Consider the following 26,754-nt stretch of genomic DNA (forward strand, 5'->3'; position numbering starts at 1 on the left):
GGGAGTGAATTTTCTATGGCAGAGAAGAAGATTATTGTTGTCGGTGGAGGACTTGCCGGTCTGATGTCAACAATTAAAGCAGCAGAACAAGGCGCACATGTTGACTTGTTCTCCATTGTACCCGTTAAACGCTCTCATTCAGTTTGTGCACAGGGCGGTATTAATGGGGCGGTAAATACTAAAGGTGAAGGCGATTCCCCATGGATTCATTTTGATGATACAGTTTATGGTGGGGATTTCTTAGCTGACCAACCACCAGTACAAAAAATGACAGAAGAAGCACCAAAAATTATTCACTTATTAGACCGTATGGGTGTAATGTTCAACAGAACTAACGAAGGATTATTAGATTTCCGTCGTTTTGGTGGTACATTACATCACCGTACTGCGTTTGCTGGTGCAACAACAGGTCAACAATTATTATACGCATTAGATGAACAAGTACGTAGCTATGAAGTTGACGGTCTTGTAACAAAATATGAAGGATGGGAATTTTTAGGTGTTGTTAAAGATGATGACAATGCAGCACGTGGTATTGTAGCTCAAAACATTACAACATCAGAAATTCGCTCATTCGGTTCAGATGCTGTCATTATGGCAACAGGTGGACCTGGTATCATATTTGGTAAAACAACAAACTCTATGATCAATACAGGTTCAGCTGCCTCAATCGTTTATCAACAAGGTGTTAATTATGCAAATGGTGAGTTCATCCAAATTCACCCAACTGCAATCCCTGGTGACGATAAATTACGTTTAATGAGTGAGTCAGCACGTGGTGAAGGTGGACGTATTTGGACATACAAAGACGGTAAACCTTGGTATTTCTTAGAAGAAAAATATCCTGACTATGGTAACCTTGTACCTCGTGACATCGCTACACGTGAAATTTTCGATGTTTGTGTGAACCAAAAATTAGGTATTAATGGGGAAAACATGGTTTACCTTGATCTATCTCATAAAGATCCACATGAGCTAGATGTTAAATTAGGTGGTATCATTGAAATTTATGAAAAATTCACAGGCGATGACCCACGTAAAGTACCAATGAAAATCTTCCCAGCTGTACACTATTCAATGGGTGGTTTATATGTTGATTATGATCAAATGACTAACATTGATGGTTTATTTGCAGCAGGCGAATGTGATTTCTCACAACACGGTGGTAACCGTTTAGGTGCGAACTCATTATTATCAGCAATTTATGGTGGTACAGTGGCAGGACCAAACGCTGTGAAATATGTTGAAGACATTGAAAAGTCATATGTTGATTTAGATGAAGACATCTATCGTCGTCGTGAAGATGAAGAACAAGAACGTTTTGATAAGCTACTTAACATGAAAGGTAGCGAAAATGCATATAAATTACACCGTGAACTTGGTGAAATTATGACAGCTAATGTAACAGTAGTACGTCATAATGATAAATTGTTAGAAACAGATAAGAAAATTGTAGAATTGATGAAACGTTATGAAGATATCGACATGGAAGACACATCACAATGGAGTAACCAAGCGGTATTCTTTACACGTCAATTATGGAATATGCTTGTCTTAGCACGTGTGATTACACTTGGAGCATACAATCGTAACGAATCACGAGGAGCGCACTACAAACCAGAATTCCCTGATCGTAACGATGATGAATGGCTTAAACATACATTAGCTGAGTATAATGGACCACATGAAAAACCTTCATTCAGCTACAAACCTGTAGATGTAAGTTTAATCGAACCTCGTAAACGTGACTATACTAGTAAGTCAAAAGGGGGTAACAAATAATGGTTGAAACAAAAGAAAATCAAGAAGTTGAAGCACAACAAGGTCAACAAGAACAAGTAAAAGATGATAAAACTAAAACAGTTAAACTCATTATTCAACGTCAAAAAGATCCGGATTCAGCACCTTACGAAGAAACATTCGAAGTACCATATCGTGAAAACATGAATGTGATTGCAGCACTTATGGAAATTCGTCGTAACCCAATTACTGCGAGCGGTGAAAAGACGACACCAGTCACATGGGATATGAACTGTTTAGAAGAAGTATGTGGTGCATGTTCTATGGTTATTAACGGTCGCGCACGTCAATCTTGTTCAGCGATTATCGACCAATTAGAACAACCTATCCGCTTACAACCGATGCGTACATTCCCTGTAGTAAGAGATTTACAAGTTGATCGTACACGTATGTTTGATAACTTAAAACGTATGAAAGCATGGGTACCAATTGACGGAACATATGATTTAGGACCAGGACCACGTATGCCAGAGAAAAAACGTCAAACAGCATACGAGTTATCAAAATGTATGACTTGTGGGGTTTGTTTAGAAGTGTGTCCTAACGTGACAGCTAAAAATGATTTCGTAGGAGCGCAAGCTATTTCTCAAGTTCGTTTATTTAACTTACACCCAACAGGTTCAATGAGTAAAGACGAACGTTTAGATGCATTAATGTCTCAAGGTGGATTACAAGCATGCGGTAACTCACAAAACTGTGTACAAGCATGTCCAAAAGGTATTCCATTAACAACATCTATTGCTGCACTAAACAGAGAAACATCATTCCACATGTTCAAATCATTCTTTGGTTCAGACCATAAAGTAAACTAAGATGGCTAGAGGTTGAGGCAAAATCTTGCTTTTGAGACACCGTTAATCGGTTTTCAAGAGTATAAGTACTTTATGTCTCAGCTTTCACTAGCACTATCACGTCACAAAATTCTTATGATAGAATTTTGTGGCGTTTTTTTATAATCCATATTTACTCCGTTAGTTTAGAGATGACATTTAAATAAGAGGCTTAATAAAATGATTATAAACGTAATGATAAGATAAGCTATTTTTTGAATTAAGTTAAAGTGTGGTAGAATATGAAACAAGAATGTTTAGATTGGGATGAATACTTATGGATAAACCTATTGGAGTTATGGATTCTGGGGTCGGTGGTCTCACCGTTGCTAAGGAAATCATGCGACAATTACCTAATGAGACCATTTATTATTTAGGAGATGTGGGGCGTTGTCCTTATGGCTCCCGACCAAAAGAAGAGGTTAAACAATTTACAATTGAGATGGCCCAGTTTCTTGTACAATTTGATATAAAAATGTTAGTCATTGCTTGTAATACTGCGACTGCTGTGGCTTTAGATGCATTACAATCTATGCTTAAAATACCTGTTATTGGTGTGATTGAACCTGGAGCACGCACAGCGATTATGACTACCAAAAATAAAAGTGTGCTTGTCTTAGGGACTGAAGGGACTATTAAATCTGAAGCGTATCGAGAACATATTCAAAAAATTAATCCAAATGTGGAAGTGAAAGGCATTGCCTGTCCGGGTTTCGTACCACTTGTAGAAGAAATGAAATATAAAGATCCAACAGTGACGAATATTGTGATTCATCAAACTTTAAAAAATTGGAGACATACTGATTCAGACACTGTTATTTTAGGATGCACGCATTATCCCTTGTTATATCAACCTATTTATGAATATTTTAATCAAACGAAGACGGTTATTTCTTCAGGACTTGAAACAGCTCGTGAAGTAAGTGCATTATTAACATTCAGTCACGAACATGCAAGTTATACCCCCAATCCAAAACATCGATTTTTTGCGAATGGTGATGTACACCATATGACATTTATTATAAAAGAATGGTTAAAATTAAATCCAGATATTGAACGTATCTATCTAGATAAGGAGAGATTGATCAATGAATGATATTGTAATTGCATCATCCAATAAAGGTAAAATTAATGACTTTAAATCTATATTTTCAAATTATAACGTAATTGGTATTAATGAATTGATTCCTAATTTCGATGTAGAAGAGACAGGACAAACGTTTGAAGAAAATGCGGCACTGAAATCTGAAGCTGCTGCAAAACGTTTGAATAAGACCGTCATTGCGGATGATAGTGGTTTAGAAATCACAGCACTAAATGGGGAACCTGGAATTTATTCTGCACGTTATGCAGGGCCACAAAAAGATGACGAGGCAAATATTGATAAAGCATTAGCGGCGTTAGATGAAAGTGAAAGTGATGATCGAAGTGCACAGTTTGTATGTGTTATTAGTATGACGACAGCAGATGGCCAAACGCACACCTTTAAAGGGACTGTGCAAGGAGAGATTACACATGAACGTCAAGGTGAACATGGATTTGGCTATGACCCAATTTTCTTTGTACCACACTTAAATAAAACAATGGCAGAATTAACCACTACCGAAAAGGCTGAAATCAGCCACCGACGAAAAGCAATTGATCAATTACAATCTTTTATTGAAGGAGAAAACCATGCTTAAATTCATAATTGTAAGTGATAATCATTCAGAAGCTGGAATTTTATATGAGATTTATGATAAACATGATGACTCGGATGCCTTTTTTCATTTAGGGGATTCTGAATTTGAATATAACGATACAGAATTAAGTCTTTTTACGCGCGTTAAAGGGAATATGGATTTTTACCCAGAATTTCCTGATACAAGTATTAAATCATTTGATAATATACGTATTTTTGCGACGCATGGTCATTTATTTGGTGTGAATCAGTCTAGAGAGCAACTTGCTTATCAAGCACTTCAGAATAACGCACAATTTGCTTTCTATGGCCATACACATGTGGCAAGATATGAACATATCAATGGTGTTCACGTCATTAATCCGGGCAGTATTTCAGAATCAAGAAGTAATATAGAGGAAACATATTGTGAACTTAAAATAGAGGACGAGACAGGTTATATTAACTTTAGAAAACGCAATCATGAAATTATTAAAACCATTCAAATACAATTAAATAAATAATAATTACATTTAGGAAGTCCTAATTGTAATTTTAAAAGAAAAATTAACGATTATGACTAAAAAACATTAAGTTACGAAATGATGATATAAATTATTTAAGTAAATGATATATTTAAGTTAACCACTAGACGTGGAAAACTTAAATGAGGTGAAGAACATGGAAGAATTATTCCAAGCTATTAAAGACACTGTAACTAATGCGATCGGTCATGATTGGGCTGCAATGGGAACAAGCATCGTTGAAATCGTAGAAAAAGGTGTAAGTTTAATTGCAGGATTATTTGGATTATAATCTGAATGATGATAATCAATCCTTTTAGTGATACGAGAGTATAGTAATCAATAAAACTCATGATTATTATACTCTCGTTTTATATGCACAGGTGTAGTACAAATAACAAATGAATGGGAGGAAACTCTATGAAAAAATCTCAATTTTTAAAAATCTTTGCATCGATTACAATGATGACATCTGTAAGTGCGTTAACTGTTTCATCTTTAAACTTAAATGGGGACCAGCTTGAAGCTAAAGCAGAATCAATTCAAAAAAGAACTCAAGTCACAAACTCATTTGAAGCACCATATAATACCGTAGTTAAAGTAAAAGGGCCAGACTTTTCAGCATCGGGATTTGTTTCGGGAAGAAGTACTGTCATTACGAATAGGCATGTGTTAAATTCTATCGTACGTGAAGGCATGGGGAATACGAAAATTATATTAGCTAAAAATAATGCCAATCCTGGTACTCAAAAAGATTTAGGAACATTTAGAGTAAGAGGTTATAAACTTGCGCCGAATAACATTGACCTTGCGATATTGGAAATTGAACCAAATGAAAATGGTCAAAATATTGGCGAAGTCGTTCAACCGGCTAGAATTAAAAATGCGAACGGGATTCATCAAAGTTGGATTGAAAATAATCCGAATAATCGATTTTCAGTAGTAGGTTATCCAGGTGATAAAGATTTAAATACAATGTGGATTGGTGAAGGTTCATTACTCTTTTTCATTGGAAGAGAGGATCCTTTGAAATTTTACGGAAATATGCCAGGAGCACCTGGAAGTTCAGGATCACCAGTATTTGATGAAAATAATGAAGTTGTTGGTATTGTTTATAGTGGATGGCAAGCTGGCGCAGGAGTTAATGGATTAATGTTTAGAGAAGAACTTTATGACTTTGTGCGTTCAAATATTTAGAAAAGATACATTAATCAATTCCTGAACGCTTTTGTCCCAATCTCTTTCTATATACGTGTCAAGTTAATGATATTTTGTTAGAAAATAAAAAGCTGAAACCCTTTATTAATGGGGATTTCAGCTTTTTTGTAATAAATTATTAACGTCCTGGGAGGGATTCGAACCCCCGACCGATGGCTTAGAAGGCCATTGCTCTATCCAGCTGAGCTACCAGGACATATTTTCAACACAAATATTATTATAGCGAATCGCGAGTGATAAATCAATATTGGTTTAAAACTTTTTGTATACATTTAACACTATCTGCACAATTTTACATAAAATAATTAAAGAGATAGCATTGAGTAAGCTTTCCTATCATTAAAAGTAACGAATAAGGCGCCTTAATGTCAGTGACATAAGTAAAGTAATGCAGTTAAGCAATAAAAACAACATATTTCGCAAAATGTATCATTAAAAATAGCTTTAGCGTTAAAATAAGCTTATCATCATCAAAGGAGGTAAAAAGTATGTTTATTTTTGAACTTCTAAAAAAAGCTGTTGAATTTTTTAACGATACGTTTAACCACAAAAACTAATTAAACGACCTAGTGACATTGATGAAAGTGGTATGTCTACATGAAGTAAAATATTATTTATGTAGGGATACCACTTTATATTGTCTTCATATCAATGTATAGTTAAAAGGTATCATTGACTAAATGAGGAGTTGAAAATATGACATCTTTATTACCTTACATTACATTTCAAAATACAAAAGAAGCACTTGAATATTACCAGGACGTGTTCGGTGCGACTAATATTCACCGTTTAGCTGTGAGTCCGGAACAAGCAAGTCAATTTAATTTAACAAAAGAAGAAGCTGAAAATGCGACAATGCATGCTGAATTTTCAATTGCTAATACAACCATTCATGCGTCAGATGGCTTCGGTAAAAACGTTGAGATTAATGGTGCTATCTCTTTAATGATCGCTTTTTCCTTAGATAATGAAGAAGATGCTTCAATGGTCGAAAGTTTATATCAAAAGTTAGAAAATGAGGATTCTGTCAAAATTGAGATGCCTTTTAAAACGCAATTTTGGGGCGGTAAAATGGGCGTAGTAACAGACCGTTATGGTATTCGTTGGATGCTTCATGGCCAAGCTTAGTTTTCATAAGCTTAATACATTTTCATTTTATATCATATCCTAAAAATAATGATTAAATAGCAAGACTACCTTGTGAAATAACGAGGTAGTCTTTTTAATATATACAAAGCTATAAAAATAGCCTTTAGCATAATGGTAAGTTTCACGTGTTTTTCTTTGCAATAAACCTAATATTGTTAATATACCTATTTTTCCGGTAATCATTGTGACGATTATTAAACATTTCGATAATACCCCATAATCATCAGTAATCCCCGTGGACAAACCAACTGTACCAAAGGCTGAAACAACTTCAAAAGCAAGGGATATTAAGTGCATATCAGGTTGTAAAATCGCCATTCCTAAGATAATTAAAAGGACAAAGAATAAAGCTGATAAAGTAATAGCAATGGCTTTTTGCATTTGTTTTTGAGGAATGGAACGTTTAAATATATGTGTATGTTCGTGGCCATTAAGTGATGTCATCATGAAAAGTACGACGAGTGCAAATGTAGTTACCTTAATGCCACCTGCAGCACTAATCGGTCCTGCACCAATGAACATTAACATCATAGTAAATAATAAGGTACCTGGGGCTAGATGAGTGATATCGATAGTGTTAAAACCTGCCGTACGCGTTGTAACAGACTGAAAAAATGAAGCTAATAATTGATCAGATAAAGTCATGCCTTTTAAAGTATGTTGATGTTCAAGAATAAAATACACTAAGAAGCCAGCTAAAATAAGTAAAAAAGTGACTGTTAGTGTCACTTTCGTATGGAGTTGGAGTCGTTTAACTTTAGTGGTAGTCACAAGATCAATTAATACGACATATCCAATACCTCCTACAATAATTAAGAAAGCAATCATTAAATTAACCACAGGATCATGGGCATACTGCACTAAATTATCCGAAAACAAAGAAAACCCCGCGTTATTCAGGGCTGAGATGGCCGTAAAAAGACTTGTAAATAAGCCCTTTGACCATCCTAATTGTGGAACGAAAACTAACGCTAAAATAACAGTGCCTATTGTTTCAAAAATAATATTAAAGATTAAAATCAATTTAGCAAAATCTGACACACTATAAATGTCGTCCGTATTTAACTCAAGTTGAAGTAATTGTTGTCCGTGAATAGAAATACGCTTTTGCGATATTTTTAAAGCCAACATCGACACAACTACGATGCCAATGCCGCCAATTTGTATTAATAGCATAATCACGATTTGACCATAAATATTGAAATGATTTGAGATGTCTACGGTAGAGAGGCCGGTTACTGTAAAAGCACTGGTTGCCACAAATGCGGCATCAATTAAAGAAGTGGGTTCTTTACCAGTCCAAGGTAAATATAAAAGTAAGCTACCGATAATAGTAGTAGATAGGAAAAGCACAATATAAAAAAGAATAGGTTGTTTTTTACTGTACATTGTGGAAGCCTCGGTTCTGTTTTTTTGATAGTATCATACCACGATTTGTTAAAAAAACAAGTATCTCTATAGCAGTGAATCATGAGGGGTTTAACATTATTTAATATAAAAAAAGACGAGATGGTTATCTGTATGTATCAGCGTAACGCATCTCGTCTTTCTATTTGAATCAATTTTGAATTATTTTGCGAATGTATCAACAAGACCTTTGATTAACTTAACAACACCTAAAACTAAATCTGCCCAAAACATGATGAATCCCTCCTTTTATTGTGTGTAAGAATAGTATAGCGCTCAAAATTATAAAAAGGGGAATCAGTTCCTAAAAAGCTAAAATGAGTGCTTAACTGTTTGGATAATAATATATTTTGACAGTTAAGCATTAAAAAAGGAAATTAGATTGTTTATATGTGTTCCTAATATATGTAGGAAGTCGTCATAGAGATAATGGCGTTCTTTGTTAAAAGCCGGCGTGACGGGAAAATTTAGTATTTTCTCTCAGTTTAAAATAAAAAAAGACAAATTTTAGACACACTTAGGCATCTTAAATGTATTCAAATGTAAATATTTTTACAGATACGTATAAATATTATCGAGTTTAGAACTAAATAACAAAAAATACATGGAATTCGTTATATTGTATATAACAAAACAACGCAACACACATTGCAAAGGTTTTGTTAAAAACAAAGTAAAGTTAAGGAGTGTATTTAAATGTCAGATTTAATCAATGCAATTAAAGGTACAGTAGAAGCAGGACTTAACGGTGAGTGGACAGACATGGGATTCGGTATTGCAGACATCGTAGCTAAAGGTGTAGACGCAATTTCAGGATTCTTCGGATAATAAAAATAAACTAATCATAAAAATAAAAAGTAGAGGTGTATATCAATGGCAGATTTAATTAATGCAATCAAAGGTACAGTAGAAGCAGGACTTAACGGTGAATGGGCAGACATGGGATTCGGTATTGCGGATATCGTAGCTAAAGGCGTAGACGCAATCGCAGGATTCTTCGGATAATATCAATAAATCAATCATAAAAATAAAAAGTAGAGGTGTATATCAATGGCAGATTTAATTAATGCAATCAAAGGTACAGTAGAAGCAGGACTTAACGGTGAATGGGCAGACATGGGATTCGGTATTGCGGATATCGTAGCTAAAGGCGTAGACGCAATCGCAGGATTCTTCGGATAATAAATATTTTAATACATTGATAGGGCCACGGCAAGCGCTGTGGCCTTTTTGTCGTTCAATTAATCACCTATGTTATTTGTTAAGTTTTTATATTTATGTAGAGGGAGGCGATATAGTTTGTTAAAATGACTAGTTGAAATGAAAGGAGATGATAATATGACATATAAAGTGATATTATTTGATTTTGATGATACGATTGTCGATTTTCATGATGCAGAAGTACATGCATATCACTATTTAATGGATCAATATGATATCCCTCTTAAATCGCGTCAATATGACCAATTTAAAGCCATCAATCAAGTGCATTGGGAAGCATTTCAGCGTGGTGAATTAACACGTCAAGAGGTTTTAAGTCATCGTTTTGTAGCTACATTTAAAGCACATAATTTAGATGTAGATGGTGTAGAAGCGGATATTACATTTAGAGAAGGGCTTGTGCAAGCGCCTATTAAATATTTACCAGGGGTCGAAGAAGTAGTTTACCAATTAGGAGACGAACGGTTATTAGCGATAGTGACCAATGGTGTTGAAAATACTCAAAAAAGACGATTACAAAAAGTAAGTTTTAATGCCTTATTTAAACATATTTTTATCTCTGATGAATTAGGTGTTCAAAAACCGAAAGAAGCATTTTTTACAAAAGTGTTTGAAGCATTGCCGGCATATAAGAAAGAAGATTTTCTAATCATCGGTGATTCGTTAACATCTGATATATTAGGTGGTCAAAACGCAGGAGTAGATACATGTTGGTTTAATCACCGTCAACAACAAAACCAAACGACAATTGAACCGACGTATACCATTCAAAATATGAATGCATTACATTCTATATTAAATAAGGAATGAAAAAGGCGACAAAGCGTCGTCTAGGATTGGACATAAAGTATACCTTTAGTGAGATTTATCAATAATTACATGGAAAGGATTACTTTATGTCACAATACGCTAGTTATTTTTATAGTGTTTTATGACTGTTCAGGTTCCCAAACAAGGATGTCATGTCCGTCATCATTTTGAACTTCTAAATCTTTGAAGCCATTTTTAATAAAGAACCCTTTAGATTCAAAACGTGCAATTGCTTTAATAGGTAAATTGAAAGATTTAGCATAATCTAATAATTGCGAGCCAAATCCTCTATCTTGATATTTTTTTAGCACTTCTAATTTCCATACAACGAGATAGTCATTGTAAGAAGGAAAATAGGTTTCTTCGACTTCTCCTTTACGATATAACGCCATACGTGCGCCAATAGTTTCTCCAACGTAAATACCATAAAAAGGAGATTCAGAACTTGCATCAATCATTTCACCATGAAGTTCATCTACCATGTATAAATCTTTGTTGCCAAAATTCTTTCGGAAATCTTCAAATAGTTCTTCAGTTTTAAAGTTAATATCAAGGTGTTTGACTTGAGTCATCAAAATCCCTCCCTATTTGTTTATTAGTTTAATTATAACTTAAATGATTAATTTAATGAAGTAAGCCGTTAAATTGTCAGATGTACGCTGAACAATTATACTAGTTAAGAATACGGATTAAGGAGAAATGAACATGGAGTGTCTTAATGTCAAAATAGATGAAAGAAACGAATTTATTAAACGATTTGTAAACCATGATCAATCTATTTTAAAGTTTTATGATTATGATCCTAATCATAGCGACAGCGAAAAGAGACGAATGCAACGTCAAAATAATGGGAGAGAAAAAGAAGTTGCGCAAGTCATTCGCCAATATATGTCTAATTTAACATTAACGGATCAACAAGAAGCTTCATTAAAAGCACTTGAACAAGGCTCAAAAGTGGTTATTGGGGGACAACAAGCTGGATTATTAACAGGACCGTTGTACACTTTTCATAAAATTGTATCTATTATTGTTAAAGCGAAGGAACTTAGCGCTTCATATGGTGAAACTGTTGTACCTGTTTTTTGGATTGCAGGGGAAGATCACGATTTTGAAGAAGTGAATCATACGTATGTCATGGCTGAACGGGAAGGTAAATTACAAAAAGTAAAATATCATACATTAATGCCACCCGAAACGTCGGTTTCTAATTACGAGGTTGATAAAGAAGCATTATACACGGCTTTAGATGACTATTTCAAATGGATTCCAGAAACACCGCACTCCAATGCATTATATCGCCAACTTCAAGATATGATAGAAGCATCGACAAAATGGACAGACTTATTTCAAATGATGGTTCATCATTGTTTTAAATCTCAAGGGTTGTTGCTAATTGATGCACATCATCCACATCTTAGACAACTTGAAAAACCGTTACTACGTGATTTAATCAAAAATCATCAACAAGTTGACCAAGCGTTTCGTCAAACGCAACAACAACTTCAAAAAGAAGGATTGCCTTGTATGATTGAAACGGATACAAACGTTCATTTGTTTATAGATATTGATCAACAACGTCAATTACTTAAATACAATGAAGGTTACTATTATACAAGTAAGACTGAAGAGGCTTTTACTGAAGCTGAATTATTGGAGAAGGTAGACAAGGAACCTCATCTATTTTCAAATAATGTCGTCACAAGACCACTCACAGAAGAATGGTTATTCAATACTGTGGCTTTTGTAGGCGGACCAAGTGAAATAAGATATTGGGGAGAATTGAAAGCTGTTTTTCATTTGTTTGATATTGAAATGCCGATTGTCTTACCACGTATGCGCATCACATACTTAACCCCTAAATCTCAAAAATTAATACATCAATATGATCTTAGTGCGAATGAGATTATATTAGAGGGCATTGAGCAAGTGAAGGATACATTTATTCGAGCGAAAGCATCAGATAAGGTTTTAGAAGATATAGACACGATGATTGGCAAACAACAAGCGTTTTATGAGCAGCTTGAAGCAGATATGTCACAAACTGAAGATAATCGACGTTTACTTAAAAAGAATCATGACATACAGTTGCATCAATATCGATATTTGAAACAGCGTTATCTCACAAATATTGAACGCGAAAACGAGATTAGTATGCGTCACTTCAATCAATTGAGTCAAACATTACATCCAATGGGTGGATTGCAAGAGCGTATATGGAATCCTGTCCAACTTTTAAATGAGTATGGTATAGATATGTTTGATTCCGCTAAATTCCCTCCACTTTCTTACACTTTCGATCAAATTGTTATAGGATTATAGTTATATCAACGTATAAAAAGCTATCTGGAAGATTCCGGATAGCTTTTTTTAATGCGAATATGAATTATTTTGGATGAATTTTATATAATTAGTGGAGGATAGTGGGGAGATGTGGTAAATTATACATAAGGTGAGGTGATATAAAATGTTCATGGGTGAGTATGAAAATAAGCTCGATGTGAAAGGGCGTATGATTGTGCCCTCAAAATTTCGTCAAGAGCTTGATGAACGTTTTATTATCACGCGAGGCCTAGACAAATGCTTATTTGGCTACACACTTGAAGAATGGCAAACGATAGAAGAGAAAATGAAAACCTTACCGATGACTAAACGTGACGCACGTAAATTTATGCGTATGTTCTTTTCTGGTGCTGTTGAAGTGGAAGTAGATAAGCAAGGTCGAATTAATATCCCGAGCAAGTTAAGGGATTATGCTAATTTAGAAAAAGAATGCACGGTAATCGGCGTTTCAAATAGAATTGAAATTTGGGATCGTGCAACTTGGAATGATTTTTATGATGAATCTGAAGACAATTTCGAGGAGATTGCCGAAGATTTAATTGATTTTGATTTTTAAAGTGGAGGGTTAACGGTGTTTCATCATATTAGCGTGTTACTTAAAGAAACCGTCGATCAACTGAATATTCAACCAGATGGCGTTTATGTAGATTGCACGTTGGGTGGTGCTGGACATTCGTTATACCTATTACAACAATTGTCTGATAATGGAAGGTTAATTGCGATTGATCAAGATACTACGGCAATTAATCATGCGAAAGAGAAGTTAAGCGATCATCTTCACAAAGTTATTTTTGTTCATAATAATTTCAGAAATTTGAATGAAATCTTAGATGAGCTGCATATCGATAAAGTCGATGGCATTTTATATGACTTAGGTGTATCTAGTCCTCAACTTGATACACCTGAAAGAGGATTTAGTTATCATTATGATGCCAAGTTAGATATGAGAATGGATCAAACACAACAATTAACAGCATATGAGGTTGTTAATGAGTGGTCGTATGAGTCACTTGTTAAGATTTTCTTCAGATATGGAGAAGAAAAGTTTTCAAAACAAATTGCTAGACGTATTGAAGCGAAAAGAGCAGATCAACCTATTGCCACTACGTTTGAACTAGTTGAGTGTATTAAAGAAGGTATACCAGCAAAAGCGAGACGTAAAGGTGGACACCCAGCTAAACGTGTTTTTCAGGCCATTCGTATTGCCGTAAATGATGAATTGAGTGCATTTGAAACCTCTTTAGAACAAGCGATTGACCGCGTAGCAAAAGATGGACGTATTTCTGTGATTACATTCCATTCTTTAGAAGATCGTTTGTGCAAACAGATGTTTCAAGAATATGAAAAAGGACCTGAAGTCCCTAGAGGATTACCAATTATACCTGAAGAATACACACCAAAACTTAAACGTGTGAATCGCAAACCCATTGTCGCAAGTGATGAAGATTTAGAAGAAAACAATCGAGCAAGAAGTGCCAAATTACGAGTAGCTGAAATATTGAAGTAAAGGGGAGAACGTTATTTATGGCTGTTGAAAAAATATATGAACCACACCACGAAGAAATGCCGCAACCACAGGTCACACCACAGAAACAACCGAAACAAGATACCACAAAAACTGTCAAAAAACAGCTTGTGGTAAAGTTAACAAAGTTTGAAAAAGTTTTATACATAACACTGGTTACAATTATTGCCGCTATCAGTATCTATATGCTATCTTTAAAAATGGATGCTTACGATACAAGAGGAAAAATTGCAGACCTTAATACAAAAATTGAACAACAATCAAGTCAGAATAGCGCCTTAAAATCTGAAACAATGGAAAATTCTTCTTACGAACGCATCTATAAAAAAGCTGAAGACCAAGGCATGAGTCTACAGAACGACAATGTAAAGGTAGTGCGTAAAAATGGCGAAACGCAAAATTAAAATTAAAAAAAATAAACTAGGGGCAGTCCTCCTTATTAGCTTTTTTGGACTGCTCTTTTTTCTATTGGTTTTACGATATAGCTTGGTGATGATTACAGGTCATTCATCAGGAGAAAATTTAATTGCTAAAGCAAATGAAAAATATTTAGCAAATTTAGAAGAACAAGCCAAACGAGGGACGATATACGACCGGAATGGTAAAGTATTAGCCGAAGATGTAGACCGTTTTCGTCTTGCTGCTGTAGTAGACAAACGAGCGAGTGAAGATTCGGATAAACCTAGGCATGTGGTGGATAAAGATAAAACAGCAAAACAATTAGCTAAAGTAATTGATATGTCGGAAAAAGACATTAAAGAGCGTTTAGATAATAAAAAAGCGTTCCAAGTTGAATTTGGAAAAGCTGGTCAAGATTTAACGTATCAAGATAAAGAAAAAATAGAAGATATGAATTTACCAGGTATTACGATGTACCCTGAAGTACAACGATTCTATCCAAATGGTAATTTTGCGTCACACTTAATTGGTATGGCACAAAAAGATCCAGATTCAGGAGAACTTAAAGGCGCTTTAGGTGTTGAGAAGATTTTTGATAGTTATTTATCTGGTAAAAATGGGAAATCTTCTTTTGTCCAAGATATTTGGGGATACATTGTGCCTAACTCTCAAAATGATCAAGCGCCTGAGCAGGGTGATGATGTTCATTTAACCATTGATTCAAATATCCAAGTATTTGTTGAAGAAGCTTTAAATAAAATGGTCGAACGATATGATCCAAAAGATTTATTTACTGTTGTGATGGATGCTAAAACAGGCGAAATTTTAGCTTATAGCCAACGTCCAACATTTAATCCAGATACTGGTGAAAACTTTGGTGAAAAATGGGCCAATGATTTATATCAAAATACTTATGAACCCGGCTCTACTTTTAAAAGTTATGGGCTAGCAGCAGCTATTCAAGAAGGTAAATTCAAACCAGATAAAAAATATGAATCAGGTTATCGTGATATTCAAGGGTCCCGTATTTATGACTGGAACAAAAAAGGTTGGGGAAAAATTAACATGGAATTAGGTTTTGTTTATTCCTCAAATACTTTAATGATGCACTTACAAGATTTAGTTGGACCTGATAAAATGCAATCGTGGTATGAAAAATTTGGCTTTGGTAAAACAACTGACAGTTTATTTGATGGTGAGCAGCCAGGTAATATAGCTTGGGATAACGAATTAATGCAAAAAACGTCAGCATTCGGTCAATCAACCACTGTGACACCAGCACAAATGTTACAAGCACAATCAGCCTTTTTTAATAATGGTTCAATGTTAAAACCTTATTTTGTTCAGTCGATAGACAACTCTATTACAAAGAAAACATTTTATAAGGGTGAAAGAGAAGAAGTTGGAAAACCTATAACAAAAGATACGGCAGATCAAGTTGTCGATCAGTTAGATAAAGTGGTTAACAGCAAAAAAAGTCATGCGCCTAACTATCAAATCGATGGTTATCGTATCGGTGGTAAAACGGGTACAGCGCAAGTGGCAGACCCTGATAACGGCGGTTATGTAGAAGGTGCTAATCCATATTTTGTAAGTTTCATCGGTCATGCACCAAGTAAAGACCCTAAAGTAGTGGTCTACTCTGGCATGAGTTTAGCTCAAAAAAATGATGAGGAAGCTTATGAATTAGGACCAAGTAAAGGATTTAATGATGTCATGAAAAACACTTTACAATACTTAAATGTCGGCAGTGATGAAATTGATACGCAATCTACTGTAAGTAAAGTGCCGAATGTCACAAATAAAAGTGTTGAAAGTGCAGAGGATACCTTAAAAGGTAAAAAATTCAATCCAGTCGTGATCGGTGACGGCGATAAAGTTGTTAAACAATCACCGACTGCATCTAATCAATTATTGCCAAATGGTCGCGTGTTACTTGTAACTGATGGTGATTTAACAATGCCTGATATGACAGGTTGGACAAGAGAAGACGTACTTGCATTTGAATCACTGACAAATATTTCAGTTGACTTTGAAGGAAACGGATTTGTGTCATCTCAAAGTGTGTCAGCCAATACTGCGATAGATAGTGATACGAAAGTGCAAGTTCAATTATCATCTGAAGAGACAAGTAGCGACGATGAAAGCAGCAACAATGAAAGTAGCAACAAAGATAATAAAGACAGTAAAGATAATAAAAATAATAAAGATAATTCATAAAAGTGGTATTACAAAAGGAATATGAAAATAGTAGGCTGAGGCTGAGACATAAAGCATGAATGCTTTTCTCCCAACCTCAGTCCTCCATACCGCTTTGGATATTAAATTTAGTTAAAAGGAGTAAATTATGGGTATATTAAGTGCTATTATCGCGTTTATTATTACAGTTGTATTAGTCCCAATTCTCATACCTACATTAAAACGAATGAAATTTGGGCAAAGTATTAGAGAAGAAGGACCACAAAGTCATATGAAAAAAACAGGAACACCTACTATGGGAGGATTAACGTTCCTAATTAGTATTATTGTAACGACGATCGTTGCAAGTATATTTGTCGAACCAGCGAGTCCTTTATTGTTATTGCTTTTCGTAACAATTGGCTTTGGTTTAATAGGTTTTATCGATGATTACATAATAGTTGTTAAGAAAAACAATCAAGGTTTAACAAGTAAACAGAAATTTTTAGCGCAAATTTTAATAGCAGTTATATTTTTTATTGTTGCAAAAGGATTTAATGCTTTTGACTTTTCAACAAGTATTAGTATTCCATTTACTGATGTAAGCATTCCTTTATCTTTTGCATATGTTATTTTTATTGTTTTTTGGCAAGTTGGTTTTTCTAATGCGGTTAACTTAACAGACGGACTAGACGGACTTGCAACAGGTTTATCAATCATCGGATTCGTAATGTATGCGATTATGAGCTTTGTATTAGGTGAACCAGCAATCGGTATTTTCTGTATTATTATGATTGCAGCACTTCTTGGTTTCTTACCTTATAATATTAACCCAGCAAAAGTCTTTATGGGAGACACAGGAAGCTTAGCATTGGGTGGTATTTTTGCGACAATTTCTATCATGCTAAACCAAGAATTATCATTATTACTTATAGGTCTCGTCTTTGTACTTGAAACATTATCAGTGATGATCCAAGTGACGTCTTATAAACTGACAGGAAAACGTATCTTCAAAATGAGTCCACTCCATCACCATTTTGAATTAGTCGGATGGAGCGAATGGAAAGTCGTAACAGTATTCTGGGTAACTGGATTAATCACTGGTTTAATTGGATTATGGATAGGAGTGAGTTAGATGATTAATTATACCGGGTTGAAAAATCAAAAAGTTCTAGTATTAGGTTTAGCTAGAAGTGGTTATGAAGCGGCTAAATTATTGCATCAATTAGGGGCGGAAGTGACAGTCAATGATGGTAAAGATCTGTCTCAAGATCCTCATGCAAATGACTTAGAAACTATGGGTATTTCGGTAGTGGGTGGTGCGCATCCTTTAGCACTACTCGATGAAAACCCCATTATTTTTAAAAATCCTGGTATTCCATATACGCTACCAATACTTCAAGAAGCTGAGAACAGAGGATTAGATATCTTAACAGAAGTGGAGTTAAGTTATTTAGTTTCAGAAGCGCCTATTATAGGGATTACAGGAACAAATGGTAAAACGACAGTCACATCTTTAATTGGTGATATGTTTGATAATAGTCGCGAAACAGGCCGTCTTTCTGGAAACATTGGTTATGTTGCATCAAAAGTAGCCCAGGAAGTAAAAGCGGATGAGTATTTAATCACAGAGTTATCTTCTTTTCAGTTATTAGGTATTAAACAATACAGACCTCATATTGCCATTATTACAAATATCTATTCTGCGCATTTAGACTATCATGAAACGTTAGAGAATTATCAAAATGCTAAGAAACGCATCTATGAAAATCAAACAGAAAATGATTATTTAATTTTTAATTATCAACAACGTCATTTAATAGATACAGATCAAATTAAATCCAAAATCTTATATTTTTCAACGCAGCAACCTGTGAATGGTATTTATGTTAAAGATAATTATATTGTTTATGATGGTGTACGCATTATCCATTTAGAAGATATTGTACTTCCTGGTGAACATAATTTAGAAAATATTCTAGCAAGTGTGTTAGCTGCTATTTTAGCTGGCGTCTCAATTAGTGCGATAAATCAGTCATTAACTACATTTTCAGGAATTGAGCATCGTTTACAATATATTGGTAACAATAAAACCAATAAATATTACAATGATTCAAAAGCAACCAACACATTGGCAACGCAATTTGCGCTTAATGCATTCCAACAACCGATTATTTGGTTATGTGGTGGGTTAGATAGAGGTAATGGATTTGATGAGCTGATACCATATATGGATCACGTAAGAATAATGATTACGTTTGGAGAAACACAAGAGAAATTTGTTAAATTAGGTGAAAGCCAAGGTAAATATGTGATCCGTGCCAATGATGTGGTGGATGCTGTTGATAAAGTGCAAACCATCATCGAACCTAATGATGTTGTATTATTATCTCCAGCATGTGCAAGCTGGGATCAGTACGATACATTTGAACATCGTGGCGAAATGTTTATTAACGCTTTCCGTCAACATTTACCTTCACATTAAAGGATGTGTACCTTATGAAAGAACATATTCCGAAAATTGATAATGAGTATCTCAAAGAAAAACGAAAAGCACAATTGTTGAAAAGAAGGCGTATGCAACGCTACGGCGTCATTGCACTTCTAGTGATTGTTTTATTGATTGTTGGGTATATGTTTTCCCCGTTAAGTCAAATTACTTCTGCTGATATTAAAGGGAATCGAAATGTTTCGACACAGTCGATTGAGAAAGCATTAGAAATTGATGATAAACCTCGAAACTATACTTACAACAAAGGTAAGATTGAGCAAAAACTCGAAAAAAATAAATTAATTAAATCTGCTGACATTAATAAGCATTTATTTAATGGCATCACTGTGACGATTGATGAACATGATATTGTGGGCGTTATTTCTGAAAAAAATAAAATTGTGCCAATACTTGACTCTGGGGAAGTGGTATCTGACTTTAAAGGAAACTTACCTAGTGAAGCGCCTTATTTAGATGGGTTTAAAGCTTCTGAGAGAAAAGAAATGGTTGAAACGTTAAGTGACATGGACCCATCCATTCGTACACAAATTTCAGAAATTGTTTATGCTCCTGAGAAAGACCAAAATCGTTTAATTCATCTATACATGAGAGATGGCGTGGAAGTATTAGGTGATATGAAAACAATTAACGATAAACTTCAATACTATCCAAGCATGTCTCAAGCGTTAGAAAAAGATGAGTCTGGTCAATTGAAAGAGCAAGGATTTATCGATTTATCTGTAGGTGCGACATTTATTCCTTACAATAATGTGAATGAGTCATCTTCAAATTCCGCAAGTTCGCAAAATGTACGCAAAAGTTCTCAATCTACAGATGATGCTAAAGAAGCATTGAAAGACTCTTTAAATCAAATTAAAGAGGAAGAAGATAAAGATCAATAATGTCTAAAATGGGGAAGAGGCTAAGTAAATATGTAAACGTTTTTGGTATGTCACACGCAATCTTCCCCATAAAATTAAAATAACAAATGGTTTATGTTAAAAAAGTGAAAAAACTTTCGATATGAACCGTTTTATAGTTCACATTGAATGTGTGTTATTGTACACTTATAATAGTGTAGATATGTAAAGAAATGTCGGAGGTGCCTATCTATGGAAGAGCATTATTATGTTAGTGTAGATATCGGCTCATCAAGCGTAAAAGCTATCGTTGGTGAAAAATTTCATAATGGTATTAATGTGATAGGTACAGGACAAACCTATACAACAGGTATTAAGAATGGCTTAATTGATGATTTCGATGTCGCTAAACAAGCAATTAAGGATACAATTAAAAAAGCGTCTATTGCTTCGGGCGTTGATATTAAAGAAGTTTTCTTGAAACTCCCAATCGTGGGAACTGAAGTTTTTGACGAATCAAACACTATAGAGTTTCATGAAGATACAGAAATAAATGGAGCACATATTGAAGAAGTTTTAGAGGGAATTCGGGACAAAAATACAGTAACAGATACTGAAGTTATTAATACGTTTCCAATTCGCTTTGTTGTCGATGGTGATAATGAAGTAACAGACCCTAAAGAGTTAGTTGCACGTCATTCTTTACACGTCGATGCAGGTGTGATTGCTATACATAAATCAATTTTAGTAAATATGATTAAATGTGTAGAATCTTGTGGTGTCGATGTATTAGATGTGTACTCTGATTCTTATAATTATCGTTCAATTTTAACACCTACTGAGAGAGAGCTTGGCGCATGTGTCATTGACATTGGTGAAGATCTTACACAAATTGCTTTCTATGAACGTGGAGAGCTTGTAGATGCGGATGTCATTTTAATGGCAGGTCATCATATTACAGATGACATTTCACAATTCTTAAACACTTCTTATGAAACAGCAGAAAGAATTAAACAACAATATGGTCATGCTTTTTATGACTCTGCTTCTGACCAAGATGTGTTTACCGTAGATCAATTTGATCAGGATTCACCAGCTCAATTTACACAAAAAGAGCTAAGTGATGCGATTGAAGCAAGAGTAGAAGATATTTTCTTTGAAGTATTCGATGTTTTACAAGAACTCGATTTAACAAAAGTGAATGGTGGCTTTATCGTTACTGGTGGATCAGCTAATTTACTTGGCGTTAAAGAATTACTACAAGATTTAGTGAATGAAAAAGTAAGAATTCATACACCTTCACAAATGGGAGTTCGTAAACCGGAATATTCTTCTGCGATTTCCACAATTTCTAGTAGTATTGCTTTTGATGAACTATTAGATTATGTTACAATAAGTAATCATGACTACGAGGATGTAGAGGAAGAAGTTATTGAAGATGATGATAAACGCCATGAACAAAAAGTAGGCGGTTTTGAATCATTCTTTAAGAAAAAACCTAAAAAACAAGAACCAATTGAACATCCTGAAGATCCGGAAGAAACACATGTTTCTGAGAAGGAATTTGACAACGATGATATTGAAAAGACAGAACCTAAACAAGAAGAAAGTAAATTTAAAAAGATTATGAAATCTCTGTTTGATTGATTGGCTACAAAGATTAGGAGGAAAATTAAATGTTAGAATTTGAACAAGGATTTAATCATTTAGCAACTCTAAAAGTAATTGGTGTCGGTGGTGGCGGTAATAACGCTGTTAACCGCATGATTGACCACGGCATGAATAATGTTGAGTTTATTGCTATTAATACAGATGGACAAGCTTTAAATTTATCAAAAGCAGAGTCTAAAATTCAAATTGGAGAAAAATTAACGAGAGGTTTGGGAGCAGGTGCTAACCCTGAAATCGGTAAAAAAGCAGCTGAAGAATCTCGTGAACAAATTGAAGATGCCATCCAAGGTGCAGACATGGTATTCGTAACTGCCGGTATGGGTGGTGGTACTGGTACAGGTGCCGCACCAGTTGTAGCCAAAATTGCTAAAGAAATGGGTGCGCTTACTGTTGGTGTTGTAACGCGTCCGTTCGGTTTCGAAGGTCGTAAACGTCAAACACAAGCTGCTGCAGGCGTTGAATCAATGAAAGCTGCAGTCGATACTTTAATCGTGATTCCTAACGATCGTTTATTAGACATTGTTGATAAATCAACACCTATGATGGAGGCGTTTAAAGAAGCGGATAACGTATTACGTCAAGGTGTTCAAGGTATTTCAGATTTAATCGCTGTGTCAGGTGAAGTAAACCTTGACTTTGCAGACGTTAAAACAATTATGTCTAACCAAGGTTCAGCGTTAATGGGTATCGGTGTTTCTTCTGGAGAAAATAGAGCTGTTGAAGCTGCTAAAAAAGCGATTTCTTCTCCATTATTAGAAACATCTATCGTTGGTGCTCAAGGTGTTTTAATGAATATTACTGGCGGAGAGTCGCTATCATTATTCGAAGCACAAGAAGCTGCTGATATTGTTCAAGATGCTGCAGATGAAGATGTTAATATGATTTTCGGTACAGTGATTAATCCTGAATTACAAGATGAGATTGTTGTAACAGTAATTGCAACAGGTTTTGAAGATAAACCATCATCGCAAGCACGTAAACAAAGCCCATCAAGCTTTGGTTCAAATACAACACAAACTTCTACAAATGAATCAAACATTGGATCAGGCGCTTCATCTTTCCCAACTCACGATAAAGAAGCAGATAGTGGTAGATCACATACAACTGCTGATGATGATATTCCAAGCTTTATTCGTAATCGTGAAGAAAGACGTTCAAGAAGAACACGTCGTTAATAGTGAATATAAGCGTAACTGATGTATGTTGAAGAGACGTACATGCAAAATGCTAGGACAAAGGTTTTAACGCTATGTCCTAGCATTTTTAAATTTTTGACGATCAACTTAATGTATGTTGAATCTAAAACAGAGGTATTATTATTTTTAAATCATATGGCCGTATGGCATAATGCATATATTGATACAAAATGTAGATTTATTTAGAAGTAAGGAGAATCAATGCTATGGATTCATTCATTAAAAAAGCACATCATTTACAATATCAACCAAGTAACGAACATGGCATTACGATAGGAATGACGACAAGACAAGGTGGCTACAGTGCTTTTCCTCAAGAAGCATTTAATATGGCACGTTATGTTGAAGATGACCCAGATAATATTACAGCTCACCAAAATATATTAGCCGAAGAAATTGGCTTTGCGCCGTCCCAATGGGTTTTTCCTATACAAACACACGAAAATCACATTGCTAAAGTGACAAGTCATGATCAAGGCACTAACATTTTGAGTTTATCTCACGAGCAATTATATGGTATAGATGGATTATATAGCTTTGATAATAATACACTGCTTACGATGTGTTATGCGGATTGTGTCCCTATTTATTTTTACAGTACTAAACATCAATTTATAGCTTTAGCACACGCTGGTTGGAGAGGGACTGTTAAGAAGGTCGTACAACGTATTTTAGATGCCTTTCCATATGATTATGACGATTTACAAGTGGTAATTGGGCCGGCTACTTCAAATGCTTATGAGATTAATGAGGACATTTTTAAGCAATTTAAACAATTACCAATCGATTTTCATCAGTACATAGAGCCTCGTGGTACAGATCGCTATGGTATTGATTTGAAAATCGCAAATCAATTGTTATGTGAAGCTTATGGAGTGCCTTCAGAAAATATTACGATAACGCAATACAGTACAAACGAAAATACGGATTTATTTTTCTCTTATCGTGTTGAAAAAGGGCAAACAGGACGTATGCTCGCCTTTATAGGACAAAAATAATTTAGAAGGGAGAGGCTTAACATGTCTGTTAAAGAAAACTTGGAACAAATTAACCAAACTATTCAAGCACATGCTTCAAAACAGAATATCGATACATTACCAAACGTGATTGCCGTTACAAAATATGTTACAATAGAACGAGCTAAAGAAGCCTATGAGGTAGGATTACGTCATTTTGGAGAAAACAGAGTTGATGGCTTTCTAGAGAAAAAATCAGCACTGCCAGATGATGTGACAATGCATTTTATTGGTTCATTACAATCACGAAAAGTAAAAGATGTCATCGATGAAGTTGACTATTTGCATGCTTTGGATCGCCATAGTTTAGCAAAAGAAATCAGTAAACGTGCATCTCATACTATAAAGTGTTTTGTTCAGGTTAATGTCTCTGGCGAAACATCAAAACATGGCTTAGCTATTGAAGATGTCATCCCATTTATTAAACAACTTGATCAATATCAACATATTGAAGTCGTTGGTTTAATGACGATGGCCCCATATACAGATGATGAAGAACAACTTAAATCAATTTTTAAAGAACTTAAACATAAGCGTGAAGAGGTGCAAGCTTTAGATTTACCATATGCACCATGTGAAGAGCTGTCTATGGGAATGAGTAATGATTACATGATAGCAGTTGAAGAAGGTGCAACATTTGTTAGAATAGGAACGCGCCTAGTAGGAAAAGAGGAGTGAGTCAATGGCTATTAAAGATCTGTTTAACGGATTTTTTACAATTGAAGATGAAGAGGAAGAGTTCATCGACCAAGAAGAAATAGAACGCGAACGCGAAAAGCAAGAAGAATCCAAACAAAAAGCGCAACAAAAAACAAAGTTAGCCGATCAATCCAATGCACAACCGCGTGCACTACATTCTGTACCGAAAAAACAATCATCACGTACGAAGTCGACACAAAATGAACGTCGATATCAAGTGGCTTCACAACACAATGAACAAGATCAAGGGAACGTGATTAGCATGACACAAGAACAAGGTATTTATCAAAATGGCAGTTCTAAAATGTGTTTATTTGAACCACGTGTATTTTCAGACACACAAGATATAGCTGATGAATTAAAAAATCGACGTGCGACACTCGTTAATTTACAACGTATTGATTCTGTGTCAGCAAAACGTATTATTGATTTTCTAAGTGGTACAGTTTATGCCATTGGTGGCGACATTCAACGTGTCGGCGCAGATATTTTCTTATGTACACCTGATAATGTTGAAGTAGCAGGTACAATCACAGATCATATCGAATCAATGGAAAATCAATATGAATAAAGGTGACATCTATGAATGTTGAAATCATCACAACTATTTTTAAATTTTTATTGTTTTTAGTACAAATCTATTCATTTGGAATGATTATATATATTTTTATGTCATGGATTCCTGGAGCCAGAGAGAGTTCAGTAGGCTTATTTATGGCCAAAATTTATGAGCCATTTTTAGAGCCATTTCGCAAAATTATTCCGCCATTAGGTATGATTGATTTATCACCAATCGTAGCTTTTATTGTGCTGAATTTATTTCAAAGTGGCTTAGGAGCTATATTTAATATGATTATTTCATATATTGTTTAATCAAAGCTAAATATTGAGTTAAATAAGAGTGTGTTATGAAGGTTTTGATATATTCCATTCAATCACACTCTTATTTTTAGTGGTATGGTGAGGTGAGAACAATAGATATCTATCAACATTTTCGTAAAGAAGAACACGAACAGATTGATCAATTGCTGAATAAAGTGCAAATGGCTGAACAACAATATGCGCCTGTGCTTACCACCTTTTTGGATCCTAGAGGTCAGTTTATACTTAAAACACTCGTGGGCAGTTTTCCTGATTTACAAGTTCATTTTAATGGAGGGCATCACGCGGAAAGATGTCGCGCGATTATAGCACCTGATTATTTTCAACCGGACACTGAAGATTTTGAATTAAGTTTAATAGAGATTGATTATCCAGAAAAATTTGTCACGATTCAACATCAACATGTTTTAGGTACATTAATGTCTTTAGGGATTCAAAGAGAACAAGTTGGAGATATTTTAGGAGGGGAACGTGTGCAATTTGTTTTGACAAAGCAATTAGAATCGTATATTATGATGGAATTAATAAAAATTAAAGGCGCGACAGTAAAACTTAATGTCTTACCATTAGAAGATATGATACAATCAGAAGAGAAATGGCAAACTTTTGATGTGACAGTCAGTGCCTTAAGATTAGATATTATTTTAAAAGAAGTTATACGAAAGTCTAGAGAAATTGCCAAAACATATATTACCAAAAAGCGTGTTAAAGTTAATCATGCCATTGTTGAAAGCGTGGATTTTCAGCTTTCAGAAGGAGATTTATTATCAATTCAAGGTTTTGGTAGAGCCAAAGTAGTCACTATTGGTTCACGTACAAAGAAAGATAAAATAAGAATAACCTATCAAACTTTATTTAAATAGTGTATGATGGAGGAG

29 protein-coding genes and 1 tRNA gene are annotated in these 26,754 nt (G+C 34.8%); 27 read left to right on the forward strand and 3 right to left on the reverse strand.

Annotated elements, in window-relative coordinates:
- Positions 1–15: 15 nt before the first annotated feature.
- From sdhA to ACEE93_RS03040, 7 genes are all read left to right on the forward strand, one after another.
- A complete protein-coding gene (gene sdhA, locus ACEE93_RS03010; RefSeq protein WP_449156115.1) occupies positions 16–1,782 on the forward strand; it encodes a succinate dehydrogenase flavoprotein subunit in 1,767 nt (588 codons plus the stop codon).
- The gene (gene sdhB / locus ACEE93_RS03015; RefSeq protein ID WP_449156116.1) at positions 1,782–2,612 is read left to right on the forward strand and encodes a succinate dehydrogenase iron-sulfur subunit; all 831 of its coding nucleotides are present in this window, start codon (positions 1,782–1,784) and stop codon (positions 2,610–2,612) included. The genes sdhA and sdhB overlap by 1 nt, the downstream gene beginning before the upstream one ends.
- 295 nt (positions 2,613–2,907) lie before the next feature.
- Positions 2,908–3,726 (forward strand): glutamate racemase, encoded by an 819-nt coding sequence (gene racE / locus ACEE93_RS03020; protein WP_449156117.1) that lies wholly within the window; start codon positions 2,908–2,910, stop codon positions 3,724–3,726.
- A complete protein-coding gene (locus ACEE93_RS03025) occupies positions 3,719–4,312 on the forward strand; it encodes an XTP/dITP diphosphatase (protein WP_449156118.1) in 594 nt (197 codons plus the stop codon). Before racE ends, ACEE93_RS03025 begins: the two co-directional genes overlap by 8 nt.
- On the forward strand, positions 4,305–4,814 hold the full coding sequence (locus ACEE93_RS03030; RefSeq protein ID WP_449156119.1) for a YfcE family phosphodiesterase: 510 nt from the start codon (positions 4,305–4,307) through the stop codon (positions 4,812–4,814). The genes ACEE93_RS03025 and ACEE93_RS03030 overlap by 8 nt, the downstream gene beginning before the upstream one ends.
- 157 nt (positions 4,815–4,971) lie before the next feature.
- Positions 4,972–5,106: a beta-class phenol-soluble modulin gene (locus ACEE93_RS03035; RefSeq protein ID WP_449156120.1), complete on the forward strand. Its 135-nt coding sequence runs from the start codon at positions 4,972–4,974 to the stop codon at positions 5,104–5,106.
- 128 nt (positions 5,107–5,234) lie between these two features.
- A complete protein-coding gene (locus ACEE93_RS03040) occupies positions 5,235–6,011 on the forward strand; it encodes a trypsin-like serine peptidase (protein ID WP_449156121.1) in 777 nt (258 codons plus the stop codon).
- Between the two features lie 143 nt (positions 6,012–6,154).
- On the opposite strand, the gene ACEE93_RS03045 is transcribed toward ACEE93_RS03040, so the two are convergent.
- A tRNA-Arg gene (locus ACEE93_RS03045) sits at positions 6,155–6,228 on the reverse strand.
- 500 nt (positions 6,229–6,728) lie between these two features.
- Here ACEE93_RS03045 and ACEE93_RS03050 point away from each other — a divergent pair.
- Complete coding sequence (locus ACEE93_RS03050) at positions 6,729–7,160, forward strand: VOC family protein (protein WP_449156387.1); 432 nt, start codon at positions 6,729–6,731, stop codon at positions 7,158–7,160.
- Positions 7,161–7,199: 39 nt separating this feature from the next.
- On the opposite strand, the gene ACEE93_RS03055 is transcribed toward ACEE93_RS03050, so the two are convergent.
- Positions 7,200–8,570, reverse strand: a complete 1,371-nt coding sequence (locus tag ACEE93_RS03055) for a TrkH family potassium uptake protein (protein ID WP_449156388.1) — start codon at positions 8,568–8,570, stop codon at positions 7,200–7,202.
- Positions 8,571–9,284: 714 nt separating this feature from the next.
- On the opposite strand from ACEE93_RS03055, the gene ACEE93_RS03060 reads away from it, so the two are divergent.
- The 4 genes from ACEE93_RS03060 (at position 9,285) to ACEE93_RS03075 (ending at position 10,619) form a co-directional block, all read left to right on the forward strand.
- Positions 9,285–9,416, forward strand: a complete 132-nt coding sequence (locus ACEE93_RS03060) for a beta-class phenol-soluble modulin (protein ID WP_449156124.1) — start codon at positions 9,285–9,287, stop codon at positions 9,414–9,416.
- 45 nt (positions 9,417–9,461) lie between these two features.
- Positions 9,462–9,593: a beta-class phenol-soluble modulin gene (locus ACEE93_RS03065; protein WP_449154830.1), complete on the forward strand. Its 132-nt coding sequence runs from the start codon at positions 9,462–9,464 to the stop codon at positions 9,591–9,593.
- 45 nt (positions 9,594–9,638) lie between these two features.
- Entirely contained in the window at positions 9,639–9,770 is a 132-nt protein-coding gene (locus tag ACEE93_RS03070) for a beta-class phenol-soluble modulin (RefSeq protein ID WP_449154830.1), read from the forward strand.
- 156 nt (positions 9,771–9,926) lie between these two features.
- The gene (locus ACEE93_RS03075; protein ID WP_449154831.1) at positions 9,927–10,619 is read left to right on the forward strand and encodes a YjjG family noncanonical pyrimidine nucleotidase; all 693 of its coding nucleotides are present in this window, start codon (positions 9,927–9,929) and stop codon (positions 10,617–10,619) included.
- A gap of 119 nt (positions 10,620–10,738) precedes the next feature.
- Here the strand turns inward: ACEE93_RS03075 and ACEE93_RS03080 are convergent, their stop codons facing one another.
- Complete coding sequence (locus tag ACEE93_RS03080; RefSeq protein ID WP_449154832.1) at positions 10,739–11,191, reverse strand: N-acetyltransferase; 453 nt, start codon at positions 11,189–11,191, stop codon at positions 10,739–10,741.
- Positions 11,192–11,324: 133 nt separating this feature from the next.
- On the opposite strand from ACEE93_RS03080, the gene bshC reads away from it, so the two are divergent.
- The 15 genes from bshC to ACEE93_RS03155 all read left to right on the forward strand — a co-directional run bounded on the left by bshC (position 11,325) and on the right by ACEE93_RS03155 (position 26,739).
- Complete coding sequence (bshC, locus tag ACEE93_RS03085) at positions 11,325–12,938, forward strand: bacillithiol biosynthesis cysteine-adding enzyme BshC (protein ID WP_449154833.1); 1,614 nt, start codon at positions 11,325–11,327, stop codon at positions 12,936–12,938.
- Positions 12,939–13,083: 145 nt separating this feature from the next.
- A complete protein-coding gene (mraZ, locus tag ACEE93_RS03090) occupies positions 13,084–13,515 on the forward strand; it encodes a division/cell wall cluster transcriptional repressor MraZ (protein ID WP_449154834.1) in 432 nt (143 codons plus the stop codon).
- 15 nt (positions 13,516–13,530) lie between these two features.
- Positions 13,531–14,466: a 16S rRNA (cytosine(1402)-N(4))-methyltransferase RsmH gene (gene rsmH / locus ACEE93_RS03095; RefSeq protein ID WP_449154835.1), complete on the forward strand. Its 936-nt coding sequence runs from the start codon at positions 13,531–13,533 to the stop codon at positions 14,464–14,466.
- A 17-nt stretch (positions 14,467–14,483) separates the two neighbouring features.
- A complete protein-coding gene (gene ftsL / locus ACEE93_RS03100; protein ID WP_449154836.1) occupies positions 14,484–14,888 on the forward strand; it encodes a cell division protein FtsL in 405 nt (134 codons plus the stop codon).
- Complete coding sequence (locus ACEE93_RS03105; RefSeq protein WP_449154837.1) at positions 14,869–17,103, forward strand: penicillin-binding protein; 2,235 nt, start codon at positions 14,869–14,871, stop codon at positions 17,101–17,103. Before ftsL ends, ACEE93_RS03105 begins: the two co-directional genes overlap by 20 nt.
- A 127-nt stretch (positions 17,104–17,230) precedes the next feature.
- A complete protein-coding gene (gene mraY / locus ACEE93_RS03110) occupies positions 17,231–18,196 on the forward strand; it encodes a phospho-N-acetylmuramoyl-pentapeptide-transferase (protein ID WP_449154838.1) in 966 nt (321 codons plus the stop codon).
- The gene (gene murD, locus ACEE93_RS03115) at positions 18,197–19,546 is read left to right on the forward strand and encodes a UDP-N-acetylmuramoyl-L-alanine--D-glutamate ligase (RefSeq protein WP_449154839.1); all 1,350 of its coding nucleotides are present in this window, start codon (positions 18,197–18,199) and stop codon (positions 19,544–19,546) included.
- Between the two features lie 14 nt (positions 19,547–19,560).
- On the forward strand, positions 19,561–20,454 hold the full coding sequence (locus ACEE93_RS03120; RefSeq protein WP_449154840.1) for a cell division protein FtsQ/DivIB: 894 nt from the start codon (positions 19,561–19,563) through the stop codon (positions 20,452–20,454).
- Between the two features lie 210 nt (positions 20,455–20,664).
- On the forward strand, positions 20,665–22,059 hold the full coding sequence (gene ftsA, locus ACEE93_RS03125; protein ID WP_449154841.1) for a cell division protein FtsA: 1,395 nt from the start codon (positions 20,665–20,667) through the stop codon (positions 22,057–22,059).
- A 29-nt stretch (positions 22,060–22,088) separates the two neighbouring features.
- On the forward strand, positions 22,089–23,258 hold the full coding sequence (gene ftsZ, locus ACEE93_RS03130; protein WP_449154842.1) for a cell division protein FtsZ: 1,170 nt from the start codon (positions 22,089–22,091) through the stop codon (positions 23,256–23,258).
- Positions 23,259–23,485: 227 nt separating this feature from the next.
- Complete coding sequence (pgeF, locus tag ACEE93_RS03135) at positions 23,486–24,277, forward strand: peptidoglycan editing factor PgeF (protein ID WP_449156389.1); 792 nt, start codon at positions 23,486–23,488, stop codon at positions 24,275–24,277.
- Between the two features lie 21 nt (positions 24,278–24,298).
- The gene (locus tag ACEE93_RS03140) at positions 24,299–24,973 is read left to right on the forward strand and encodes a YggS family pyridoxal phosphate-dependent enzyme (protein WP_449154844.1); all 675 of its coding nucleotides are present in this window, start codon (positions 24,299–24,301) and stop codon (positions 24,971–24,973) included.
- 4 nt (positions 24,974–24,977) lie between these two features.
- Positions 24,978–25,565, forward strand: coding sequence for a cell division protein SepF (locus ACEE93_RS03145; protein ID WP_449154845.1), 588 nt, complete (start codon positions 24,978–24,980; stop codon positions 25,563–25,565).
- Positions 25,566–25,576: 11 nt separating this feature from the next.
- The gene (locus ACEE93_RS03150; RefSeq protein WP_449154846.1) at positions 25,577–25,867 is read left to right on the forward strand and encodes a YggT family protein; all 291 of its coding nucleotides are present in this window, start codon (positions 25,577–25,579) and stop codon (positions 25,865–25,867) included.
- Positions 25,868–25,968: 101 nt separating this feature from the next.
- Positions 25,969–26,739, forward strand: a complete 771-nt coding sequence (locus ACEE93_RS03155) for a YlmH family RNA-binding protein (RefSeq protein ID WP_449156573.1) — start codon at positions 25,969–25,971, stop codon at positions 26,737–26,739.
- Positions 26,740–26,754 lie beyond the last annotated feature (15 nt).

It is taken from the genome of Staphylococcus sp. 11262D007BW (assembly GCF_053547815.1).

What these genes read in the sequence shown, in the direction of transcription:
- sdhA (WP_449156115.1), top strand. Translation starts at nt 16, where the DNA reads ATGGCAGAGAAGAAGATTATTGTTGTCGGTGGAGGACTTGCCGGTCTG.
- sdhB (WP_449156116.1), top strand. Translation starts at nt 1,782, where the DNA reads ATGGTTGAAACAAAAGAAAATCAAGAAGTTGAAGCACAACAAGGTCAA.
- racE (WP_449156117.1), top strand. Translation starts at nt 2,908, where the DNA reads ATGGATAAACCTATTGGAGTTATGGATTCTGGGGTCGGTGGTCTCACC.
- ACEE93_RS03025 (WP_449156118.1), top strand. Translation starts at nt 3,719, where the DNA reads ATGAATGATATTGTAATTGCATCATCCAATAAAGGTAAAATTAATGAC.
- ACEE93_RS03030 (WP_449156119.1), top strand. Translation starts at nt 4,305, where the DNA reads ATGCTTAAATTCATAATTGTAAGTGATAATCATTCAGAAGCTGGAATT.
- ACEE93_RS03035 (WP_449156120.1), top strand. Translation starts at nt 4,972, where the DNA reads ATGGAAGAATTATTCCAAGCTATTAAAGACACTGTAACTAATGCGATC.
- ACEE93_RS03040 (WP_449156121.1), top strand. Translation starts at nt 5,235, where the DNA reads ATGAAAAAATCTCAATTTTTAAAAATCTTTGCATCGATTACAATGATG.
- ACEE93_RS03050 (WP_449156387.1), top strand. Translation starts at nt 6,729, where the DNA reads ATGACATCTTTATTACCTTACATTACATTTCAAAATACAAAAGAAGCA.
- ACEE93_RS03055 (WP_449156388.1), bottom strand. Translation starts at nt 8,570, where the DNA reads ATGTACAGTAAAAAACAACCTATTCTTTTTTATATTGTGCTTTTCCTA.
- ACEE93_RS03060 (WP_449156124.1), top strand. Translation starts at nt 9,285, where the DNA reads ATGTCAGATTTAATCAATGCAATTAAAGGTACAGTAGAAGCAGGACTT.
- ACEE93_RS03065 (WP_449154830.1), top strand. Translation starts at nt 9,462, where the DNA reads ATGGCAGATTTAATTAATGCAATCAAAGGTACAGTAGAAGCAGGACTT.
- ACEE93_RS03070 (WP_449154830.1), top strand. Translation starts at nt 9,639, where the DNA reads ATGGCAGATTTAATTAATGCAATCAAAGGTACAGTAGAAGCAGGACTT.
- ACEE93_RS03075 (WP_449154831.1), top strand. Translation starts at nt 9,927, where the DNA reads ATGACATATAAAGTGATATTATTTGATTTTGATGATACGATTGTCGAT.
- ACEE93_RS03080 (WP_449154832.1), bottom strand. Translation starts at nt 11,191, where the DNA reads ATGACTCAAGTCAAACACCTTGATATTAACTTTAAAACTGAAGAACTA.
- bshC (WP_449154833.1), top strand. Translation starts at nt 11,325, where the DNA reads ATGGAGTGTCTTAATGTCAAAATAGATGAAAGAAACGAATTTATTAAA.
- mraZ (WP_449154834.1), top strand. Translation starts at nt 13,084, where the DNA reads ATGTTCATGGGTGAGTATGAAAATAAGCTCGATGTGAAAGGGCGTATG.
- ftsL (WP_449154836.1), top strand. Translation starts at nt 14,484, where the DNA reads ATGGCTGTTGAAAAAATATATGAACCACACCACGAAGAAATGCCGCAA.
- ACEE93_RS03105 (WP_449154837.1), top strand. Translation starts at nt 14,869, where the DNA reads ATGGCGAAACGCAAAATTAAAATTAAAAAAAATAAACTAGGGGCAGTC.
- mraY (WP_449154838.1), top strand. Translation starts at nt 17,231, where the DNA reads ATGGGTATATTAAGTGCTATTATCGCGTTTATTATTACAGTTGTATTA.
- murD (WP_449154839.1), top strand. Translation starts at nt 18,197, where the DNA reads ATGATTAATTATACCGGGTTGAAAAATCAAAAAGTTCTAGTATTAGGT.
- ACEE93_RS03120 (WP_449154840.1), top strand. Translation starts at nt 19,561, where the DNA reads ATGAAAGAACATATTCCGAAAATTGATAATGAGTATCTCAAAGAAAAA.
- ftsA (WP_449154841.1), top strand. Translation starts at nt 20,665, where the DNA reads ATGGAAGAGCATTATTATGTTAGTGTAGATATCGGCTCATCAAGCGTA.
- ftsZ (WP_449154842.1), top strand. Translation starts at nt 22,089, where the DNA reads ATGTTAGAATTTGAACAAGGATTTAATCATTTAGCAACTCTAAAAGTA.
- pgeF (WP_449156389.1), top strand. Translation starts at nt 23,486, where the DNA reads ATGGATTCATTCATTAAAAAAGCACATCATTTACAATATCAACCAAGT.
- ACEE93_RS03140 (WP_449154844.1), top strand. Translation starts at nt 24,299, where the DNA reads ATGTCTGTTAAAGAAAACTTGGAACAAATTAACCAAACTATTCAAGCA.
- ACEE93_RS03145 (WP_449154845.1), top strand. Translation starts at nt 24,978, where the DNA reads ATGGCTATTAAAGATCTGTTTAACGGATTTTTTACAATTGAAGATGAA.
- ACEE93_RS03150 (WP_449154846.1), top strand. Translation starts at nt 25,577, where the DNA reads ATGAATGTTGAAATCATCACAACTATTTTTAAATTTTTATTGTTTTTA.